General features: G+C 74.0%; 21 protein-coding genes. 12 read left to right on the top strand and 9 right to left on the bottom strand.

Going from position 1 to position 19,047, the window contains the following annotated elements:
- Positions 1-65: 65 nt before the first annotated feature.
- The 4 genes from JNK12_10675 to soxR all read left to right on the top strand — a co-directional run bounded on the left by JNK12_10675 (position 66) and on the right by soxR (position 3,342).
- Positions 66-998, top strand: coding sequence for an isopenicillin N synthase family oxygenase (locus JNK12_10675; GenBank protein MBL8776390.1), 933 nt, complete (start codon positions 66-68; stop codon positions 996-998).
- 103 nt (positions 999-1,101) lie between these two features.
- Positions 1,102-2,037 carry a ParA family protein gene (locus tag JNK12_10670; GenBank protein ID MBL8776389.1) on the top strand — a complete coding sequence of 312 codons (936 nt, stop codon included), beginning with the start codon at positions 1,102-1,104 and terminating at the stop codon, positions 2,035-2,037.
- On the top strand, positions 2,030-2,821 hold the full coding sequence (locus tag JNK12_10665; GenBank protein ID MBL8776388.1) for a DUF3566 domain-containing protein: 792 nt from the start codon (positions 2,030-2,032) through the stop codon (positions 2,819-2,821). The genes JNK12_10670 and JNK12_10665 overlap by 8 nt, the downstream gene beginning before the upstream one ends.
- A 44-nt stretch (positions 2,822-2,865) precedes the next feature.
- Positions 2,866-3,342 (top strand): redox-sensitive transcriptional activator SoxR, encoded by a 477-nt coding sequence (gene soxR / locus JNK12_10660; GenBank protein MBL8776387.1) that lies wholly within the window; start codon positions 2,866-2,868, stop codon positions 3,340-3,342.
- A 30-nt stretch (positions 3,343-3,372) separates the two neighbouring features.
- Here soxR and JNK12_10655 read toward each other — a convergent pair whose 3' ends face one another.
- Positions 3,373-3,891 (bottom strand): DinB family protein, encoded by a 519-nt coding sequence (locus JNK12_10655; GenBank protein ID MBL8776386.1) that lies wholly within the window; start codon positions 3,889-3,891, stop codon positions 3,373-3,375.
- Between the two features lie 126 nt (positions 3,892-4,017).
- Here JNK12_10655 and JNK12_10650 point away from each other — a divergent pair, with 126 nt between their 5' ends.
- From JNK12_10650 to JNK12_10640, 3 genes are all read left to right on the top strand, one after another.
- Complete coding sequence (locus JNK12_10650; GenBank protein ID MBL8776385.1) at positions 4,018-5,418, top strand: multicopper oxidase domain-containing protein; 1,401 nt, start codon at positions 4,018-4,020, stop codon at positions 5,416-5,418.
- Between the two features lie 115 nt (positions 5,419-5,533).
- Positions 5,534-6,256, top strand: coding sequence for a PIG-L family deacetylase (locus JNK12_10645; protein ID MBL8776384.1), 723 nt, complete (start codon positions 5,534-5,536; stop codon positions 6,254-6,256).
- Positions 6,257-6,279: 23 nt separating this feature from the next.
- Entirely contained in the window at positions 6,280-7,305 is a 1,026-nt protein-coding gene (locus JNK12_10640; GenBank protein MBL8776383.1) for an NADP-dependent oxidoreductase, read from the top strand.
- Between the two features lie 46 nt (positions 7,306-7,351).
- On the opposite strand, the gene mmuM is transcribed toward JNK12_10640, so the two are convergent.
- From mmuM to JNK12_10625, 3 genes are read right to left on the bottom strand one after another with little or no spacing between them, the layout of a single operon-like run.
- Complete coding sequence (gene mmuM / locus JNK12_10635; protein MBL8776382.1) at positions 7,352-8,251, bottom strand: homocysteine S-methyltransferase; 900 nt, start codon at positions 8,249-8,251, stop codon at positions 7,352-7,354.
- Positions 8,252-8,255: 4 nt separating this feature from the next.
- On the bottom strand, positions 8,256-9,068 hold the full coding sequence (locus tag JNK12_10630) for a ferric reductase-like transmembrane domain-containing protein (GenBank protein ID MBL8776381.1): 813 nt from the start codon (positions 9,066-9,068) through the stop codon (positions 8,256-8,258).
- A complete protein-coding gene (locus JNK12_10625; protein ID MBL8776380.1) occupies positions 9,068-9,547 on the bottom strand; it encodes a hypothetical protein in 480 nt (159 codons plus the stop codon). The genes JNK12_10630 and JNK12_10625 overlap by 1 nt, the downstream gene beginning before the upstream one ends.
- Before the next feature lie 70 nt (positions 9,548-9,617).
- Between JNK12_10625 and JNK12_10620 the strand changes: the two genes are divergently transcribed.
- From JNK12_10620 to JNK12_10610, 3 genes are all read left to right on the top strand, one after another.
- Complete coding sequence (locus JNK12_10620; GenBank protein ID MBL8776379.1) at positions 9,618-10,442, top strand: methyltransferase domain-containing protein; 825 nt, start codon at positions 9,618-9,620, stop codon at positions 10,440-10,442.
- 173 nt (positions 10,443-10,615) lie between these two features.
- Positions 10,616-11,392: a phytanoyl-CoA dioxygenase family protein gene (locus JNK12_10615; protein MBL8776378.1), complete on the top strand. Its 777-nt coding sequence runs from the start codon at positions 10,616-10,618 to the stop codon at positions 11,390-11,392.
- Positions 11,389-11,955, top strand: coding sequence for a hypothetical protein (locus JNK12_10610; GenBank protein MBL8776377.1), 567 nt, complete (start codon positions 11,389-11,391; stop codon positions 11,953-11,955). The genes JNK12_10615 and JNK12_10610 overlap by 4 nt, the downstream gene beginning before the upstream one ends.
- A gap of 31 nt (positions 11,956-11,986) precedes the next feature.
- Here JNK12_10610 and JNK12_10605 read toward each other — a convergent pair whose 3' ends face one another.
- Positions 11,987-13,105, bottom strand: coding sequence for an acyl-CoA dehydrogenase family protein (locus tag JNK12_10605; protein MBL8776376.1), 1,119 nt, complete (start codon positions 13,103-13,105; stop codon positions 11,987-11,989).
- 203 nt (positions 13,106-13,308) lie between these two features.
- Between JNK12_10605 and JNK12_10600 the strand changes: the two genes are divergently transcribed.
- Together JNK12_10600 and JNK12_10595 are read left to right on the top strand one after the other, a co-directional pair.
- On the top strand, positions 13,309-14,097 hold the full coding sequence (locus JNK12_10600) for a hypothetical protein (protein ID MBL8776375.1): 789 nt from the start codon (positions 13,309-13,311) through the stop codon (positions 14,095-14,097).
- 25 nt (positions 14,098-14,122) lie between these two features.
- The gene (locus JNK12_10595; GenBank protein MBL8776374.1) at positions 14,123-14,902 is read left to right on the top strand and encodes an SDR family oxidoreductase; all 780 of its coding nucleotides are present in this window, start codon (positions 14,123-14,125) and stop codon (positions 14,900-14,902) included.
- 159 nt (positions 14,903-15,061) lie between these two features.
- Here JNK12_10595 and JNK12_10590 read toward each other — a convergent pair whose 3' ends face one another.
- From JNK12_10590 to JNK12_10575, 4 genes are all read right to left on the bottom strand, one after another.
- The gene (locus tag JNK12_10590) at positions 15,062-16,087 is read right to left on the bottom strand and encodes a hypothetical protein (protein MBL8776373.1); all 1,026 of its coding nucleotides are present in this window, start codon (positions 16,085-16,087) and stop codon (positions 15,062-15,064) included.
- 140 nt (positions 16,088-16,227) lie between these two features.
- Positions 16,228-17,148: a TIGR03564 family F420-dependent LLM class oxidoreductase gene (locus JNK12_10585; protein ID MBL8776372.1), complete on the bottom strand. Its 921-nt coding sequence runs from the start codon at positions 17,146-17,148 to the stop codon at positions 16,228-16,230.
- Between the two features lie 230 nt (positions 17,149-17,378).
- Positions 17,379-18,134, bottom strand: a complete 756-nt coding sequence (locus tag JNK12_10580; GenBank protein MBL8776371.1) for a hypothetical protein — start codon at positions 18,132-18,134, stop codon at positions 17,379-17,381.
- The gene (locus JNK12_10575) at positions 18,131-19,003 is read right to left on the bottom strand and encodes an LLM class F420-dependent oxidoreductase (GenBank protein ID MBL8776370.1); all 873 of its coding nucleotides are present in this window, start codon (positions 19,001-19,003) and stop codon (positions 18,131-18,133) included. The genes JNK12_10580 and JNK12_10575 overlap by 4 nt, the downstream gene beginning before the upstream one ends.
- Between the last annotated feature and the right edge of the window lie 44 nt (positions 19,004-19,047).

Raw genomic sequence — 19,047 nt, 5'->3', positions numbered from 1 at the left:
AGGCACCGTCGGGTGGCTCGCCCAGCGGGTACGGAGCGGCCCGGACGGACGGGCAGACTGACGAGATGGCTGGAGTCCCCCGCATCGACATCGGGGCACTGGTGGCGCCGGAGGGCGGCGAGGGTGAGCGCCGCCGGGTGGCCCACCAGATCGACGCCGCCTGCGCCGAGCACGGCTTCTTCACCATCGTGGGTCATGGCATCGAGGCGGCCCACCTCGCCACGCTCGACCGGGAGGCGCGGGCCTTCTTCGCCCTGCCCCGCGAGGAGAAGGCCCGGATCGCCATGGTCCACGGGGGGCGTGCCTGGCGGGGGTGGTTCGGGGTCGGCGACGAGCTCACCGACGGTGTCCCCGACCGCAAGGAGGGCCTGTACTTCGGGGCCGAGCTCGGTCCCGACGATCCCCGGGTGGCCGCCGGCACCCCGCTGCACGGGGCCAACCTGTTCCCCCGCCGCCCCGCCGGGCTGCGGTCGGCGGTGCTCGCCCACCTCGACCAGGGCACCCGGGTCGCACAGGCGGTGCTGCGGGCGATGGCCGTCGGCCTCGGGCACCCCGAGCGCTGGTTCGACGAGACCATCTGCGCCGACCCGGTCGTGCTCTTCCGCATCTTCCACTACCCCGGGCCCGACGCCGACGAGCCCGAGACCGGGCCCTGGGGCGTGGCCGAGCACACCGACTACGGCCTGCTCACCCTGCTGCACCAGGACAGCAACGGAGGCCTCGAGGTGCACGGGCCCGAGGGTTGGGTCGAGGTTCCCCCCGAGCCCGGTGCGCTGGTGTGCAACCTCGGCGACATGCTCGCCTCCCTCAGCGGCGGCCGCTACCGCTCGACTCCGCACCGCGTGCACCCTCCGACCGGCGCCGGCCGCATCTCCGCCCCGCTGTTCCTCGATCCGAGCTGGGACGCACGGGTCCCCGGCATCGACGGCAGCTACGGCGACCACCTCGTGGGCAAGGTGTCCCGGGTGTTCCCCGCCCTTCGAGCCGCCACGCTCTGAGGTCGATCGGAAACTGCTCAAGTCACCACGTTGAGTGGTCGAAAATGCTACGCTCCGTCTGCGCCCGGATCACGGGTGGGCGAAACGGCGAAGGAGCAAGGCGATGCTCGAGCAGTGCCTCGTCATCTGCAACGGCAAGGGCGGCGTCGGCAAGTCGTCGATCGCCTCGGCCCTCGCCGCCAACGCGGCAGCCACCGGACGGCGGACCCTGCTCGTCGACCTCGACCCGCTCGGCTCGCTCGACCAGGACCTCGGCTACCGCCAGACGGGCGAGACCGACGATGGCCGGGCACTGTGCCGCGCCGTCGTGGAGGGCGAGCGGCTCACCCCGATCGCCGACGTCCGCACCGGCCTCGACGTGGTCGCCGCGGGTGACTTCACCCAGGCCCTGTACTGCCGGATCGCCAACCGCGAACGCCAGGTGGCCGACGTCGTCGCCCCGCTGGAGGCCCTCGGCGCCGAGTACGACCTCGTCGTCATCGACACCCCGCCGGCCCACCGCGTCGCCATCGACATCGCCTTCTGCGTGGCCCGCTCCATGGTCATGCCCGTCGGCGTGGACACCGGCAGCCTCGACGGCCTCGAGCTGGTGTCCGACCGCTACCACGTGACCCGCAGCCGCGGGCTCAACCCGGCCCTCGAGCCCCTCGGGGTCGTCCTCTTCGCGATGGACCCGGCGCAGCCGAGGCTGCACCGCGAGGTACGGGCCGACGTCGAGTGGGAGCTCGACGGGGCCGCGCCGGTGCTCGACACCTTCATCCGGTACCGGCCACGCGCCGCCCGGGACCTGCGCCGCCACGGCCTCGTGGCCGGCGAGTACCTGCGGGCGGCCCGGGACGCCCGGGACGACCTCGGACGGGTCCCCGGGGCCGACTCGTTCGACGAGGACGCCGCCGGGCTGGCCCAGGACTACTGGGACCTCACCGACGACGTCTTGGCGCGCCTGGCCGCCCGATCCGCGCTCCCCGAAGGCACGGCGCGCACCGCGTGTGCCGCGGCCGGGGCGGACCAGCACGGAGCGGGGGTCGGCAGTGGCTGAGCCACCCCCGGCCCCGCACCGACCGCCCCGTCCGCCGCTCCGTCCGCTCTCGGCGACGCTCGACCTGCGGGAGGAGGCACCCGCGCGTCACCGCCAGAGCCGCGGGGTGCCCCGCGAGCCCGATGCACTGCTGGCCGCCTACCGCGATCGGCCGCTCCCCCCGACCCGCCACCACGACGGGCGCCCGCGCCTCATCGACGTCACGGCCGTCGACCCCGACGACCCGGTCGACCCGGTCGGCCCGGTCGGCCCGGACGCGAGGGAGGACCGCAGTGCCACCCAGGGCGCGACCCCAGCGGAGCCGCTGGCCGAGGAGACGACGCCCACGACCGCGACCACGACCACCACCACGACCACCACCACCGCAACTGCCGCCGACACGGCCGCACGGGTGGAGCGCCGCCGCTTCTACGTCGGCGACCTCGTCGTCCGCCGGTTCCGGCTGTGGTCCGTGCTGAAGGTGGCCCTCGCCTCGTTCGTCTGCCTGTTCGCGGTGCTGCTCCTGGCCGGGGTCATCCTCTGGCACCTCGCCAACCGCGAAGGCTGGGTCACCGGCTGGACCGGCTTCCTCGTGGACATCGGCTTCACCGACGCCGCGGTCGACGGCACCACCCTGTTCCGGGCGTCGGTCACCGCGGCCGGCATCCTCGTGGCCACCGCGACCTTCCTCGCCGTGGCCTCGGCCTGCATCTACAACCAGATCAGCGGCCTGGTCGGCGGCATCGAGATGACCTTCGGGCCCCGGCGCCGGCGGGGGCGGGAGCGGCGACACCCGCTCCGCTAGGCGGGGTAGCGGCAACCTCACCCAGTACCCGGCGACCTGAAGTAATATCGAGGTTCGTGGGTGCCACCGAGGAGTTGACCATCGGCGCCGTGGCCGAGCGCAGCGGCCTCGCCGTCTCGGCGCTGCGCTTCTACGAGGACAAAGGCCTCATCACCGCGGAGCGCACCGAAGGGGGCCAGCGCCGCTACCACCGGGACGTGCTGCGACGCCTCGCTTTCATCGGCGTGGCCCAGCGGGTGGGCCTGCGCCTCGAGGAGATCGGCGCGGCCCTGGCCGAGCTACCCGAGAACGCCAGCCCGATGGGCGAGGAGTGGGCCCGGCTCTCCGCGTCGTGGCGGCCGATGCTCGACGAGCGCATCCGCCTGCTCGAAGGCCTGCGCGACGACCTCGACTCCTGCATCGGCTGCGGGTGCCTCTCCCTCGACCGCTGTGCGCTCTACAACCCCGACGACCGCGCCCGAGCCTTCGGCGCCGGCCCCCGCTACCTCCTGGGTGATCCGTCCCTCGACCCGGATTCCTGACGGATCGGGCCCCGGCCGCGAGCGGCGACGTCAGTCGCCGACGGTGCCGTCGGCGGCCTGGCGCAGGAAGTCCGCGTGGCCGGCATGGCGGGCCGTCTCCTCGATCATGTGGAGCATGATCCAGCGCAGGGAGTAGTGCTCGCCCGGTCGCCGCCGGCTGGCGCGCACCGACCGCGCCTCGAGGTCACCCACCTCTGCGACGGCCGCCCGGCTCCGCTCGCACGCGTCCTCGTAGAGGGCGAGGAGATCGGCCGGGTCGTCGTCGACCGCGGTGTGGAACTCCCAGTCCCGGTCCTCGTCCCACGGTGCGCTGGCGAAGGGCTCCGGCAGGCCGCGCCCGAGCAGATCCTCCTGGAACCATCCGTACTCCACGAGCGCAAGGTGCTTCACCAGTCCGGCCAAGGTGAGGTCGGAGGGTGCCAACGTGACCGCCAGCTGGGCACGATCGAGACCCCGGACCTTCTCCACGATCGTGGCGCGGTAGTAGTCGAGGAACTGCGACAGCAGCGTCAGCTCGTCGCCGGTGAGATCGGGGTCGGTACGCTCCACACCGGGAAGTCTGTCGCAACGCCGGGGGGCGGCGATGCCGGATTTCGTTGGGACCAACGGCCCTAGGTGCCCGTCCGAAGGTTCTTTAGTCTCTGACTATAGGACTTGGTGAATGAGGAGATCCCAATGACATCCACGAACGACCGTCCACCCCCTCGATCCAACGCCGCCGCCATCGCGGTGCTGACCGTCGTGGCCGCCCTCGCCCTGGCGGTGGGCCTCATCGCCGTCGTGGCCGCCGACGGCGGTGGTGGCACCGCCGCAGCGGGCGGCGACACGGTGACCGTCGACGTCACCCTCACCGAGTTCGCGGTCGATCCCGCGAGCATCGACGTCGCACCCGGCACCGAGGTGATCGTCAACGTCACCAACGCCGGCGAGATGGAGCACGACCTGAAGGCCGACGGCACCACCGGCACCGAGATGCTCGCGCCCGGCGAGTCGGTCGAGGGCGTCAGCCTCGGCACCTTCGACGAGTCGAGCGTGGCCTGGTGCACCGTCCCCGGCCACCGCGAGTCCGGCATGGAGATGGCGGTGAACGTCACCGGCGAGGCCCACAGCGACGCGGAGCACGCCGCCGCGGCCGAGTCGGCGACGCCGACGGGGGCCACCATCGACCCCGCCGCCGCCCCGGAGGCGGACTGGGAGCCCTTCGACCCCAGCCTCGAGCCCGCGCCCGGCGCCACCGAGCACGAGATCACCCTGCACGCCGTCGAGGCCGAGGTCGAGGTCGCCCCGGGCGTCACGCAGCAGGCCTGGACGTTCGTCGACGACGACGGCGGTGAGCCCCGCATGGGTGGCCCGGTGCTCCGCGGCCACGTCGGCGACCTCTTCACCGTCACCCTGGTCAACGACGGCGAGGTGGACCACTCGATCGACTTCCACGCCAGCCGCGTCGCCTGGGACGACGAGATGCGCTCCATCGGCCCCGGTGAGTCGCTCGTCTACCAGTTCCGCGCCGAGCACGCCGGCGCCTTCATGTACCACTGCGGCACCGCGCCGGCCCTGCACCACATCGGCAACGGCATGTACGGCGCCATCATCATCGACCCGCCCGAGCTCGCTCCGGTCGACCGGGAGTTCGTGGTGGTCCAGTCCGAGCTGTACCTGGGCGAGCAGGGCCAGCCCGGCAGCCTCGACAAGATGGTCGAGGCGGACTGGGACGCCGTGGTCTTCAACGGCTACTACGACCAGTACAAGCACGCCCCCATCCGGGTCGAGGCCGACGAGCGCATCCGGGTCTGGGTGATCGACGACGGCCCGTCCGAGAACTCGGCGTTCCACATCGTCGGCACCGTCTTCGACACGGTGTGGAAGGAGGGCAGCTACCTCCTCCAGCCCGACGAGCGCCAGGGTGGCTCGCAGGTGCTCGACCTCCAGCCCGCACAGGGCGGGTTCGTCGAGTTCAGCTTCGCCGAGGAGGGCTTCTACCCGATGGTCACCCACAAGTTCGCCAACGTGGGACGCGGCGCCCTCGGCCTCTTCCAGGCCGGCGACGTCGAGATGCCGGGCGGCGCCGGCCACTGACCCACGGGCCTGACGGCCCACACCCGCCAGGGGGCGATCGGGCCGGCCACCACGGTGGCCGGCCCGATTCGCATGCCCGGTCCATAGCCTGCTGGCCATGATCACCATCACGGGCATGGACGTCAGCGCGACACCGACGGTGCCGAAGCGGGCGCTCGTGGTCTCGGCCCACCCCGACGACGTGGACTTCGGCGCGGCCGGGACGGTCGCCCGCCTCACCCGGGCCGGCACCGAGGTGCACTACTGCATGGTGACCGACGGCGACGCCGGCGAGGCCCCCGAGGGCGTGGCCCGTGCCGACGTCGGCGCGCTGCGCCAGGCCGAGCAGCGGGCGGCCGCCGCCGCGGTCGGCGTCGACGAGGTGCGCTTCCTCGGGTACCCCGACGGCCGCCTCGTGGTGTCCCTCGACCTGCGGCGCGACCTCTCCCAGGTGATCCGCGAGGTCGAGCCCGAGGTCGTGATCTGCCAGTCCCCCGAGCGGCGCTGGGACCGCGTCTTCGCCAGCCACCCCGACCACCTCGCCGCCGGCGAGGCCACCCTCCAGGCCGTCTACCCGGACGCCCGCAACCCCTACGCGCACCCCGAGCTCGCGGGCCGCGGCCTCGGCCCGCACGCGGTCAAGGAGGTGTGGGTCATGGCCCACCCGCAGGCCAACCGATACGTCGACGTCACCGACACCTACGACGCCAAGCTCGCCGCACTGCGCGCCCACGCCAGCCAGACCAGCCACGTCGACCTCGACGCGCTCATCGTCGGCTGGACGGAGGCGACGGCCAAGGAGGGCGGCCTGCCGGACGGATCACGGGCCGAGGCCTTCTACACCTGTCTCACCGGATAGCGCGTCGGCGCGATGCTGGCGCCATGGGGGACGTGAACCGACAGCTGACACTCGCGCGCCGGCCCGACGGCCTGGTGCGCCCCGAGGACTTCGCGATGGTGGAGGGCCCCGTGCCCGAGCCGGCCGAAGGCGAGGCCGTGGTCCGCACCGAGCTCCTGTCCATCGACCCGACCGTGCGCACCTGGATCTCCGACGCCCGCAGCTACTTCCCGCCCGTCGCCATCGGTGAGCCGGTCCGGTGCCCGGGCGCCGGCCACGTGGTGGCCTCGGCGTGCGACGCCTTCGCCGTGGGCGACCCCGTCTACACCCTCACCGGCTGGCAGGACTACGCCGTGATCCGCGACGACGGCTTCGCCACCCGGCTCCCCGACGGCATGTCCCTCGCCGCCGCGCTCGGCGCACTGGGCAACAACGGCATCACCGCCTACATCGGCATGCTGGACATCGGCCGACCTCAGGAGGGCGAGACCGTCGTGGTGTCGGCCGCCGCGGGCGCCACGGGCTCGATCGCAGGGCAGCTCGCGAAGCTGCACGGCGCCCGGGTGGTCGGCATCGCCGGGCGAGCCGACAAATGCGCCTGGGTGGTCGACGAGCTCGGCTTCGACGCCTGCCTCGACCACCGGGCCCCGGACTTCTACGAGCAGCTCAAGGCGGCCACCCCACAGCGCGTCGACGTGTACTTCGACAACGTCGGCGGCGCCGTGCTCGACGCCGTACTCAAGCGCCTGGCCGGCCACGCCCGGGTGGTGCTGTGCGGCGCCATCGCGGTCTACAACGCCGAGGAGAAGCAGCCGGGTCCGGCCAACTACCTCGAGCTCATCACCCAACGGGCCACGATGACCGGGTTCAACACCTTCGACCACTGGGACCGCTTCGGTGCCATCACCGACGAGCTGGCCGGGTGGATCGCCGACGGGCGCATCCGCCACCGCGAGCACGTGCTCGAGGGCCTCGAGCGCGCCCCCGAGGCGCTGAACATGCTCTTCACCGGCGAGAACCTCGGCAAGCTCCTGGTGCGGGTCTTCGACCCGGAGGCGAGCCCCGGCTGACCCCCGCCGCGACCGTTCTGGGGTCGATGGACCGAGGCATCGGGAGTCAGATGAGAGAGCGGCGGAGGGCGGCGATGTCGTCGGGTCCCACGCCGCAGCACCCGCCGACCAGGCGGGCGCCCTGCGCCACCCAGCCCGCGACCCGCACGGGGTCGAGCGCACCGGTGCCGGCGTAGCGCCACACCCGGGCCTCGGCGTCCCACGAGCCGCCGGCGTTGGGGCAGGCCACGAGGGGCAGGCCGGTGTCGGCCAGGGCCACCAGCGCGTCGGCGACGTCGTCCGCGGCGGTGCAGTTCACGCCGACGGCCGCGACCCGGGGGTGTGACGCCACCCGCCCACCGGCCTCGACGAGGTCGTCGCCGCCGGCCGTGCGGGCGCCAGCGACACAGGTGAAGGTGAGCCACAGCGGCGGGCCCTGATGGTCGAGGGCCTCGAGCACGGCCTCGGCCTCGGCGAGGGTCGGCTGGGTCTCGATGGCGAGCAGGTCGGGGCCGGACGCCTCCAGGACGGTGAGGCGCCGGCGGTGGAAGGCGGTGAGTTCGGCGGCGCTGAGGCCGTAGCGGCCGTGGTACTCCGACCCGTCGGCCAGCACCGCGCCGTAGGGGCCGACCGAGGCCGCCACGAGACGGTCGCCGCCGGTGGCTTCGGCGGCGGCTCGGGCCACCTCGACCGAACGGGCGAGGGCCCGGCGGGCGTCGGCCCCGTCCCGCCCGGCGGCCTCGAAGCCCTCCTCGCTGACCTGGTAGGAGGCGGTGACGGCCACGTCGGCGCCGGCACGGAAGAAGGACTCGTGCACCTGCTGCACGAGTCCGGGCTGCTCGACGAGCGCCTTGGCCGACCAGAGAGGAGCGGCGAGGTCGGCGCCGGCGGCCTCGAGGGTGGAGCCGAGGCCGCCGTCCACCACCCGCACCCGGTCGCCGAGGGGGGCTCGGGGACCGGGTGCCATCCCGTCAGTAAACCGTGCGGCCGGCGGTCACGGGTGCGGGGGCCGTGACCGGAGGCGACGCCGGGACCGGGGCGGGGGCGGCCGGTCGACGGGCGGGTGGTGGCGGAGAAGCCGGCGCCGCGGGGCGGGGAGCCGCGGCGCCGGCGGGGGGTCGGTAGGCGGGAGGGGCCACCGGAGCCGTTGCGGGAGCGGCCACAGGAGCGGCCTCGGGAGCGGCCGAGACCGGCGCCGCCGGGCGAGGCGAGCGGGGAGCCGGCCGGACCGACGGGCCGGCCTCGGCGTTCAGCTTGGCCTGGCGGGCGGCCTGGTCGAGGCGGACGAACGACAGCAGGGACACCAGGGCGACCACGACCACCACCAGGGCGATCGCCATCGTCGTGGTGGCGTCGGTGCCGGCGGCGACGCCGTGGACCGTGGCCAGCACGAACACCGGGAAGCTCAGGTAGTGCACGCTGCGCCACACCTTCTTCGGCATCCAGCGCCGCCCCAGGGCGGTCAGCTCGACGGCCAGCAGCAGGTAGAAGGCCACGATGCCCCAGGCCACGGCGGACGGGTCCCAGTCCGAGGCGAAGGGCACGAGGACGTCGGTGAGACCGAAGTCGACGTAGCTGTCGAACATCAGGGCGACGACGTGCACCCCGAGGAAGATCATGGTGAGAGCGCCCAACCACTGGTGCATGTCGAGCAGCCAGTTGGGACGGGGCCGCTTGCCGAAGACCTTCGTCGAGAGGGCGAGGCCCCACAGCACGCTGGCCGAGAGCAGGGCCCACGAGACGATGCCGCCGGCGCGGGCGGTGTACCACCAGAGCTGTTCCATCACGATCCTCCGCTGTTCGTGTCGGGTGCGGTCTGGCCGCCGAAGGGCGACGGCGTGGCCCCGGCGTCGCTGTCCGGGGTGGAGAACTGGTCGCTCGGCGGGGTGAACTCCTCGCCGCCGCCGAACTGGTCCCCAGGCGGGGTGAACTGCTCGCTTCCGCCGAACTGGTCGCCCGGGTCGCCCAGGCGGCCGTCGCCGTCGGCGTCGCCGAAGGGGTCGCTCTGGCCGTTCGAGCCGAACGGCTGCTGGGTGCCGCCGTCGGCGCTGACGGGCGCGGGGTCGGCGGTGTCGCCCTGGTTGGTGGCCACCAGGCCGATGCCGATCCCGACGAAGGCGCCGGCGCTCACGGCAGCGGCGATCATGCGACCACGGTGGGCGGGGGTCCGGGCGGGACCGTCCTCGGCACCAGGAGCCGGGGCGGGCATGGCCCCGGGGGCGGGGTACGGATCGGGGGCGGGGGCGGGGGTGAGGTCGGTCACGGGTCCAGGGTGGGCGTCACCCCTCAAAGGAGGGGTAAAGGACCCTGGGAATTCCCTGGGAGCTGCGACCATGACCCTCGTGCCCGAGCAGCCTCCCGACCCGTACACCCACGGCCACCACGAGAGCGTCCTGCGCAGCCACCGGTGGCGCACCGCCGAGAACTCCGCCGCCTACCTCCTCCCCCACCTCCGGCCCGGCCTCGATCTGCTCGACGTCGGATGCGGTCCGGGCAACCTCACCCGGGACCTGGCCCGGCGCGTCGCACCCGGTCGCGTGCTCGGCCTCGACGCTGCGTCCGACGCTGTCGACGCGGCCCGCGCCGATGGGTCGGCCGAGGGCGGGGACCCGCCGGTCGAGTTCGCCGTCGGCGACGTCTACGCCCTCGACGTCGAGGACGCCTCGTTCGACGTGGTCCACGCCCATCAGGTGCTGCAGCACCTCGCGGATCCGGTCGCCGCCCTGCGGGAGCTACGCCGGGTGGTGCGCCCCGACGGACTCGTGGCCATCCGCGACAGCGACTACGCCGCCATGATCTGGGCACCGCTCGATCCCCGCCTCGACCGGTGGCTGGCGATCTACCACGACCTCACCCGCCGCAACGGGGCCGAGGCCGACGCCGGACGGTTCCTCCTGGGATGGGCCCAGGCCGCCGGCTTCCGCGAGGTGACGGCCACCACGTCCACCTGGACCTTCGCCGACCCCGAGACCCGGTCGTGGTGGGGCTCGCTCTGGGCCGACCGCGTCACCGAGTCCTCCTACGCGACGCAGGCCCTCGAGCACGGCCTCGCCGACGAGGCCGAGCTCACCGATCTCGCCGACGCGTTCCGGGCCTGGGCGGCTGCGCCCGACGGCTTCTTCGCCGTCCTCCACGGCGAGGTGCTGGCCCGGCCCTGAGTGGCGGGGACGGCCTGCAGCCACCCCGCGAACCGAGCCACCGGCGAACCGGCGGCGACGCGCTGGCGAACGGACGGAGAACCCTCCGTGCCACCCGGGACGGCCTTGGAAGGCCCCGGGGGGTGCTCGGTAGGGTGGCCGGGCGAGCGTGCGAACGGTGAGGAGGCACGACGATGCAGTTGGACGACGAGCAGCGTGAGGCCTGGCGGCGGGACGGCTACCTCGTCCTGCGAGGAGCGCTCGACGAGGCCCGCGTGGCGGAGATCGCCGCCTGGGTCGACGAGGTGGAGGGCTGGGCGACCGGCGGCGGCCCCGGCCTGCACCACTTCGAGCAGACCGACGGTGGGCCGACCATCGCCCGCAGCGAGGACCTCATCGGCCACCACGCCGGGCTGCGGGCACTGTTGACCGAGGGTCTCCTGGTCGAGGTCACCGGGCAGCTCTTCGGCGAGCCCGCCCTGCTGTACAAGGAGAAGGTCAACTACAAGCAGCCCGGCGGCGGCGGCTTCGCCCCCCACCAGGACGCTCCGGCCTATCGCTTCGTGGACCACCACATCAGCGTGATGGTGCCGCTCGACCCGGCCACGGTCGCCAGCGGGTGCCTGTGGGTGGCCCAGGGACACGAGCGCGGCCTGCTGCCCATGGAAGGCCTCCGCGGCCTGCGGGACGACGTGGTGGCCGAGCTGGACTGGCAGCCCGTCGAGCTGGAGCCCGGCGACCTGCTCTGGTTCGACTCGTACGCCCCCCACCGCAGCGACACCAACACCACCGACCGGGCCCGGCGGGCCCTGTACCTCACCTACAACGCGGCGTCGGCGGGCGACTTCCGCACCACCTACTACGAGGACAAGGTGGCCGAGTTCGACGCGCTCGACGGCGATGCCGACCGGGTGCGCCTCAGCATCACCGACGACTTCCTCGGCCGGCCGGTCGAGGCCCCGGCGTCGTGAGCGAGGCCCGCGGCTCCCTGGACGGGCTCGACGAGCTCGTCGAGCTCTACCGCAGCGACAAGGCCACGGCCATGTACGACGAGGTGGTCACCGAGCGCGAGCACGCCCTCCAGGCGGCGGCGCTGGCCGAGGCCGCCGGCGCGCCGCCCGCCACCGTGGCCGCCGCCCTCCTCCACGACGTCGGGCGCCTCACCATCGCCTGGGACTCCGCCGAGGGCGCCTTCGTGGCCGCAGACCGCGCCCACGACGCCGTGGGTGAGCGCCTGCTCGGCCGGTGGTTCGGCCCCGAGGTCAGCGCGCCGGTCGGCATGCACGTCGACGCCAAGCGCTACCTCTGTGCGGTCGAGCCCGCCTACGCCGAGACCCTCTCACCGGTCTCGGTTCGCAGCCTGGCCATCCAGGGCGGACCCATGAGCGCCGACGAGGTGGCCGAGTTCGAGTCCCGTCCAGGCTGGGAGGCCGCCGTGCAGCTGCGGCGCTGGGACGACGGGGCCAAGAGCACCGAGCCGGCGGCGAAGACCATCGAGGACTACGTCCCGCTGCTCGTCTCGCTGGCGCGCTGACCTTTCGGCGCGCCGCCGGCCAACCGGCGCCTCAGCCGGCGTCGAGCAACGAGCGGGTGAGGTCGACCGCCGCCGAGGGGCTGGCGAAGAAGTGCTGGGCGCCGGCGTGCAGGTCGCGGAAGCCTCGCTCGATGGGGCCGGCGCGGAGGCCCTTGGTGCCCGCCAGCAGGTAGGCCTGACGGGCGATCTCGGCGCCGCCCTGGTTCACCTGGCGGCAGGCCTCGCGGACCAGGTTGGCGGTGAGCGCGGACACCGCTCCGCCGCGGGCCGACTCGGCTTCGGCCTCCTCGCACACCTCGCGCACCCAGGCCCGCCCCGCCCGGTAGCGGCCCTCGAGGCCGGCGTACTCGAAGAGGAACCGCTCGGAGTCCGCCAGGGAGGTCGCCGCCCCCATGCGGGTGGTGTCCTTGGCCTTGGCCAGCACCTCGTCGAGCACCCGGCGGGTGACCCCGAGGGCCCAGCCGGCGTGGCCGGCGGCGGTGAGGGGCAGCACCCCGAGGGCGTGCATCGCCGAGCCGCGGTGCACGACGGGAGCGAAGAAGTCGAAGGTGCGGTGGCGGGGTAGGCGCTGCTCACGGACGGTGTAGTCGTAGCTGGCGGTGGCCTGGAGGCCGAGGACGTCCCAGTTGCCCTTCAGCTCGATGGCCTCGACGGGCAGGCACCCCATCAGGTAGCTGCTGTCGCCGCCGTCCGCCTCCACCGTGAGCATGCCGGCGCCGGCCCACGCGGCGTGGGCGATGCCGCTGCCGAACTGGTAGTCGCCGCTGAGCACGAGCTCGTCGCCCTCGACCACGGCGGTGCCGTTGGGGGCGAACTGGCCGGCCACGACGGGCACCCCGTCGGCGAAGACCTCGTCGGCGCCGGCGTCGGGCAGGTAGGCGCCGAAGAACGCTGCGGCGACGTCGGCCGCGAAGTAGCACCAGCCCGTCGAGCCGTCGGCACGCGAGATCTCCTCGTAGACGTCCACCACGTCGGCGAGCGGCAGCTCGAGGCCGCCGACGGCCTTCGGGACCATGGGCCCGTAGAGCCCGGCGGCTTCGATGGCGTCGAGCGACGCCTTCGCCATGGGCTCGCCGGGCGGCGTGGTGGCGGCGTTGGTGTCGAGGACCTCGAACAGCTCGCGGGCGGCGTCGAGGGGTGTGGTCGTCATGGCGACAGGCAAGCAGGCGCGGTCGGGCCGGCGCCAGAGCCGGAGGTCCCCTCGTCGAACCCCTTGGCTCCCGCGCTCAGCGGTCCGGCGGCGCCCGCCGATCCGCGCTCGTCGGGGAACGTCGCTCGCCGCGCCGGCCGGAGCGCCCCGACCCGGCGATGCGCCACCCCGAGGGGCCCCTGGCGAGGCACTAGGTTGCCGGCATGCGTTCTCGCCATCGCCTTCTCCTGGCCCTCGCCGCGCTCGCCGCCGCTTCGCTCTCGGCGACCGGCGCCGCGCTGGCGGCGCCCTCGCAGGCCACCGACGAAGGCGCCGACGCCCTGGCGGTCACCGCCGACGCGTCCGGCAACCCGGATCAGGCCGTGTTCGACTACTCGATCAACAATTTCACCTGCACCGACGCCACGGTCACCGTCGACGGCGTCGACGCCACCATCACCCAGAACGACCCGAACACGGGCAGCATCGCCTTCCCCGTGGGCACGCCCGGCGGCGTGTACACCGCCACCTTCGACTGCGACACCGGCAAGGGTGTGGTCAGCGGCTCGTTGACCCTCAGCATCGCCGCCGTCACCGTCACCAAGGTGGTCGAGGGCGACGCCCCCGCCGATGCGACCTTCCCCGTCACCGTCACCTGTAACAGGGCAGCGGGGGGCGGCGTGTCGAGCGAGTTCTCCGAGGGCAGCGGGGGCTTCCTCCTCGACACCGCGTTCAGCTTCGGTGCCGACGGCGGCAGCAAGTACCTCGTCGCCTACACCCCGCAGAGCTGCTCGATCAGCGAGGTCGATGACGCCGGCGCCCAGAGCGCGACGATCGACCTCGCCGACTGCGACGACGACGGGCCCACCGTGCGGTCGGCCGAGGCGGCAGGGCCGGACGGCGGCTTCGCGATCATCGATCCCACCGACTGCACCCAGACCATCACCAACGTTTTCGCGGCGGCCGCCCAGCCCGCCGTGGCGGTCCAGCAGCAGCCCGGCTTCACCGGCTGACGCCGCGCTCGATCGAGCCGTTGACATGAGCCACCCGATCGTCGTCACCGGCAGCGCGTCCGGCCTCGGCGCCGCGGTCGTCCGCCGCCTCCGCGCCGCGGGCCGGACGACCATCGGCATCGACGTCCAAGGGGGTGAGCTGGTCGACCTGCTCGCCGACCTCGGCACCGCCGAGGGTCGGGCGACCGCACTGGCGGCCGTCGCCGAGGCGACCGACGCCCTCGACGGCCTCGTGTCGTGCGCCGCGGTCTCCCCCATCCACCCGGACCCGGCGACGGTGGTCAGCGTCAACGCCTTCGGTGCCTTGGCCGTGCTCGACGGGCTCCTGCCCCTGCTCGCCCGCGGCGCCGACCCGGCCGCGGTCGCGATCTCGAGCATCGGCGCGGTCGACGGCTCCGCCGACGAGGCGCTCGTCGCGGTCCTCCGCGCCGGCGACGAGGAAGCGGCGCGGGCGGCGGCCGTCGACGGCACCGCCTACCGGTCCGCCATCGCGTATTCGAGCGCCAAACGCGTGGTGGCCCAGGGGGTGCGCGAGCGGGCCCGGGCGTGGGGCGACGCCGGTGTGCGGCTCAACGCCGTCGCCCCCGGCCGCATGGAGACCCCGATGCTCGACGGGCTGCTCGCCGACCCGCTCATCGCCGCCGGCATCGACACCCTGCCCTCCGGGGTGCGGGCCAGCGGCTCGGCCGACGACGTGGCCGGCGCGGTGTGCTTCCTGCTGGGACCCGACGCCACCTTCGTGCACGGCCAGGTGCTGTTCGTGGACGGGGGCACCGACGCCCTCCTGCGCCCCGACGCCGTCTGACCCTCCCCGCCGGCCATTCCGGTCGCGGGATCCTGACGTCTGCGTAGGGATCCGGGGGCCGGAGCGGCGGCTGGTTCCGGCCGCAGGATCGTGACGGGGCGAGCCCACCGAGCGCACCCGGAGCGCACCCGGAGCGCCGAGGAGGCGTGACGGACGACCTCAGGCGGGCGTCGGGGCGTGGTCGTCGGAGGGGAACGGGTCCCACGCCGGCGGTGCGGTGCCGAGGTGCTCCTCCGCCAGAGCGCGGAACGCCTGGAGGTCCAGGCTGCTCTCGGCCCCTCCGGCGAGGCGCACGCCGGCGGTGAGGCCACTCGGGGCGTCGGCCTCCCAGGTGGCCCCACGGGCCTCGAGCTCGTCGAGACGCCGCGCCAACGGGGCGAGGTCCACCCGTGGCCGCACCGGGCGCGACCAGACCTGCACCCAGCTCTCGTAGCGGTACACCAGTTCGTAGCGGCGACCCCGGGCGATCAGCAACGCCCCCCGCCGGGTGGCGTTGTGGACGGCCATCGGGTGCAGGCCGGCCGACCACCGGCCGCCGAAACGGTGGCCGCCGGCGTCGGGCGCCCCCTCGGGGACCACGAACACCGCAAGGTCCAGCTCGGGCACCTCCTCGAGGCCCACCTCGTCGACCACGCAGCGCTCGCTGTCGGTGAGGCAAGCGTCCTCCTCGGCCCACAGGTCCTCGTGACGCTCGGGCGCGGCCGCCACCTCGAGCAGCATCGGGAGCATGGTCCGGTAGAGCAGACCGCTCGGATCCGCCGACCCCGCCAGCGCCTCCCGGAGCGGTGAGCGGGCCTCGTCGGCGTATGCGGCGATGATCATCGAGGCACGGGCGGCGTCCCGGAAGCGGTAGGTCCCGAAGTCGCCGGCGGCGGCGACGTCGGTGAGCAGGTCCTCGTGGGCCAACGCGGCTGCCGGGTCGGCCAGGGCGAACACCGACACCAGGCCGTCCTGGTCGAAGTGGTTGTTGGACACCAGGCGGGCGTCGCCGTGGCGATCGAACGACCGCAGGTAGCGGAACGCCATCTGCGCGCTCAGGTCGGCCCGGAGGTCGGCCGGCGTCGGCGTGCCCGGCCAGTGCGAGAGGCACAGCACGGTGCCTTCGGCGGCCGAGCCGTCGACGATCACGTTTGGCCGGCCGGCGAGCTCCGCGTAGGGGACGTACGACAGCGGTGCGCGGGTCATGCCCTCGGACCCTAAGACCTCAAGCACACTCGAGGTCAACCCCCCACCACCTTCGTTCTGGTAGCTCGCGTGCAACAAGGGTGTTGCACGCGAGCTACCAGAACGGGGCAACGGGCGGGGACGCGGCGAGACGAGGCGGGTCAGAAGGCGGCGCGGACCGACTTCAGCAGGGCACGGGTGCGGGCGGCGTCCTCGTCGTTCAGGGTGAACTCCACCGCCGCGAACTCGGTGGCGCCCGCCGCAGCGAACGCGGCGAGGCCCTCGGTGACCTCGTCCTCGTTGCCGATGATGGCCACGTCGGCGGGGCCGGCGGCGCCCTCGCGGTCGAGCATGGCGCGGTAGCTCGGGAGGTCGTTGTAGTTGGCGAGGATCATGGCGACCGTGTCGCGCACGCCCTGGGCGTCGTCGGTGACGCAGACGGGCAGGCTGGCGATCACCCGGGGCGCGGCCCGACCGGCCGCCTCGGCGGCCGCGGCGATGGACGGGGCGATGTGGTCCCGCACCGTGTTGGGGCCCACCAGCCAGAGGATGGTGCCGTCGGTGCGCCGGCCGGCGAGGTCGAGCATCTGCGGCCCGAGGGCGGCCACGATGACCGCCGGCGCGGCGGCGGGCGGCACCACGAACTCGGTGGTGCACGACCAGATGTCGCCGACGGCGTCGACCTTGCGCTCGTGCAGCAGCGGCAGGAGGACGTCGAGGTACTCGGTCATGTGCCGCACGGGCCGCTCGAAGGGCACGTGGTACTTGGCCTCCACACCCGGCTTGTGGGCCAGGCCGATGCCGAGGGCGATGCGGTCGCCCGACGCCGCCTGCGCGGTGAGGACCTGGCCGGCGAGGGTGTCGGGCGAGTGGCCCCAGGTGGGGATCACCGCGGTGCCGAGCTCCATGCGCTCGGTGACGCGGCCGAGCAGGGCCAGGACGGTCATGGTGTCGGTGCCGCTCAGCTGGTTGACCCAGTAGCCGTCGAAGCCGTCGGCCTCGGCGGTGCGGGCGTGCTCCTCGAACTCTGCGATGGGCGTGGCGAAGAGCGTCTGGCCCGAAGCGTTGATGGTGATGCGCATGGTGCCCCCTCTGCGCCGCCCCCTCGGTGCGGCGCCGCTGCCGTCGGTGTCGTGACGCTACCGGGCGATCTCCCCGCCGGCGCCGCCCGACCCGTTCTGGGACCACCCCGCGTCACCGGCGCCTCGGGCATGTACCCAGAACGAGCGTCCACTGCGTTCTGGGACCACCCCCGCGTCACCGGCGCCTCGAGCGTGTACCCAGAACGAGCGTCGTGGGGCGAGCGGTCCGGTCAGTCGAACCAGCCGAAGGGGGCGTGGGGGTCGATGGCGGCGAGGGTGCCGGCGAAGGTGGGGCCGGACGTCCCGCCCTGGTCCGGCGCCGGCGGCGGGAGGGCGGCGGTCAGCGCCGCGTCGACGGTCGACGGGTCCCCATCGAGCCAGGCGCAGGTCAGGCGGAGCCCCGCGGTGGGGCCGTCGTCGGGGACGGCGCCGGCGAAGGTCCACACGCCGGCCACCCCGGCGACGCCGAGCACGGCGTCCGCGAGGTCGGACGGCGCCGGCCCGGCGCCGGCGTCCTCGAGGCGCACGTGCACCCCGGTGCCGGGTCGGAAGGGCACGACCCCCGGCTGCACCAGCGCCGCCGGCGCGGCATGGGCGGACTCGACCCGCAGCGCGCCGGCCAGGTGTGACGTCCGCTGCTGGTGGAAGCGGTCGGCCTTGGCCAGGGCGATGCCGTGGTGGAAGAAGTCGGTGAGGGTGACGTCGAGGGGCTCGGCCAGCAGGTAGAGCGTCACGTAGTGGACCCGGTTCAGCGGGGCGGTCGCCTTGGCGCCCGCAGACGCCGCGAGCGCCGGCGTCAACACCCACCGCTGCCCTCCGACGATCCCGGGCAGCGCATACTGCTCGGGCAGGTGGTCGAACAGGTGCCACTCGTTGTAGGAGCGGTGGGCGCCGGCCTCCACCTCGGTGAAGGAGAAGAAACCCGCCTCGGCCCGCAGCGGCGCCGCCGTCGTGTCGGCGAGGGGCTCGGTACCGGGTCCGCTCACCGGAGCGCCTCGACGCCCGGCAGTTCCATGGCCGCCTCCAGCTGCTCGACGTAGTGGGCGGCCGAGTGGTGCATCACCCGGGCGCTGACGATGGTGGCGCCCGCGTCCGCCATGGCCTCCAACGCGGCCGCCGCCTCGACGGGGTGGTCGACGGGGTCGAGGGGCGGGACGGGCTGCAACACGACGTCGAAGGGATCCGTGCGGGTCTCGCCGGCGTGGCGGTCGAGCAGGGCCCGCACCTCGTCGAGGGACAAGCCGAAGGGCGCCCATCCGTCGCCGAGCGACAGGGCCCGTCGCAGCGAGCGACCCGTCCGGCCGCCCACCCAGACGGGCACGTCCTCGCGCACACCGTGGGGGTCGACCACGACACCCCCGAAGCGGTGGTGGGGGCCGTCGTACTCGGGCTCGGCCCGGCCCCACGACGCCCGCACGGCGCGCAGGGCGTCGTCGGCCCGCTCACCCCGGTCGGCGAACGGCGCGCCGAGCAGGTCGAACTCCTCCTCCAGCGATCCCACACCGACACCGAGCAGGAGGCGACCGCCGGACACGACGTCGAGGGTGCCGTAGCGCTTGGCCAGCTCGAGGGGGTGGTGGTAGCCGAGCACGACCACGAAGGTGGCCAACCGGATGCGCTCGGTGACCGCGGCCAGGTAGCCGAAGGTGGCCAGTGGATCGAAGTACCGGGCGCCCCGGGTGGCGGCCACCTCGACGGGGACGGCGACGTGCTCGCTGCACGTCAGGTGGTGGTACCCGAGGCGGTCGGCGGCCCGGGCGATGGCGACCACCTCCTCCCAGCCCGCCTCACGCTCCCAACGGGCGTGGCCCTTCGGCAGCAGGGTGAGCACCGGGGTCACGATTCCGAGCCGCACGCCGCCATCTTGACCGCCCGCGGTGCGGCCCGGAGCTCCTTCCG

The sequence above is a fragment of the Acidimicrobiales bacterium genome (assembly GCA_016794585.1).
GTDB lineage: Bacteria > Actinomycetota > Acidimicrobiia > Acidimicrobiales > DATDAH01 > JAEUJM01.
This window is presented reverse-complemented; position numbering and strand designations above follow the sequence as displayed.

What these genes read in the sequence shown, in the direction of transcription:
- JNK12_10675 (MBL8776390.1), top strand. Translation starts at nt 66, where the DNA reads ATGGCTGGAGTCCCCCGCATCGACATCGGGGCACTGGTGGCGCCGGAG.
- JNK12_10670 (MBL8776389.1), top strand. Translation starts at nt 1,102, where the DNA reads ATGCTCGAGCAGTGCCTCGTCATCTGCAACGGCAAGGGCGGCGTCGGC.
- JNK12_10650 (MBL8776385.1), top strand. Translation starts at nt 4,018, where the DNA reads ATGACATCCACGAACGACCGTCCACCCCCTCGATCCAACGCCGCCGCC.
- JNK12_10645 (MBL8776384.1), top strand. Translation starts at nt 5,534, where the DNA reads ATGGACGTCAGCGCGACACCGACGGTGCCGAAGCGGGCGCTCGTGGTC.
- JNK12_10640 (MBL8776383.1), top strand. Translation starts at nt 6,280, where the DNA reads ATGGGGGACGTGAACCGACAGCTGACACTCGCGCGCCGGCCCGACGGC.
- mmuM (MBL8776382.1), bottom strand. Translation starts at nt 8,251, where the DNA reads ATGGCACCCGGTCCCCGAGCCCCCCTCGGCGACCGGGTGCGGGTGGTG.
- JNK12_10630 (MBL8776381.1), bottom strand. Translation starts at nt 9,068, where the DNA reads ATGGAACAGCTCTGGTGGTACACCGCCCGCGCCGGCGGCATCGTCTCG.
- JNK12_10620 (MBL8776379.1), top strand. Translation starts at nt 9,618, where the DNA reads ATGACCCTCGTGCCCGAGCAGCCTCCCGACCCGTACACCCACGGCCAC.
- JNK12_10615 (MBL8776378.1), top strand. Translation starts at nt 10,616, where the DNA reads ATGCAGTTGGACGACGAGCAGCGTGAGGCCTGGCGGCGGGACGGCTAC.
- JNK12_10605 (MBL8776376.1), bottom strand. Translation starts at nt 13,105, where the DNA reads ATGACGACCACACCCCTCGACGCCGCCCGCGAGCTGTTCGAGGTCCTC.
- JNK12_10600 (MBL8776375.1), top strand. Translation starts at nt 13,309, where the DNA reads ATGCGTTCTCGCCATCGCCTTCTCCTGGCCCTCGCCGCGCTCGCCGCC.
- JNK12_10595 (MBL8776374.1), top strand. Translation starts at nt 14,123, where the DNA reads ATGAGCCACCCGATCGTCGTCACCGGCAGCGCGTCCGGCCTCGGCGCC.
- JNK12_10590 (MBL8776373.1), bottom strand. Translation starts at nt 16,087, where the DNA reads ATGACCCGCGCACCGCTGTCGTACGTCCCCTACGCGGAGCTCGCCGGC.
- JNK12_10585 (MBL8776372.1), bottom strand. Translation starts at nt 17,148, where the DNA reads ATGCGCATCACCATCAACGCTTCGGGCCAGACGCTCTTCGCCACGCCC.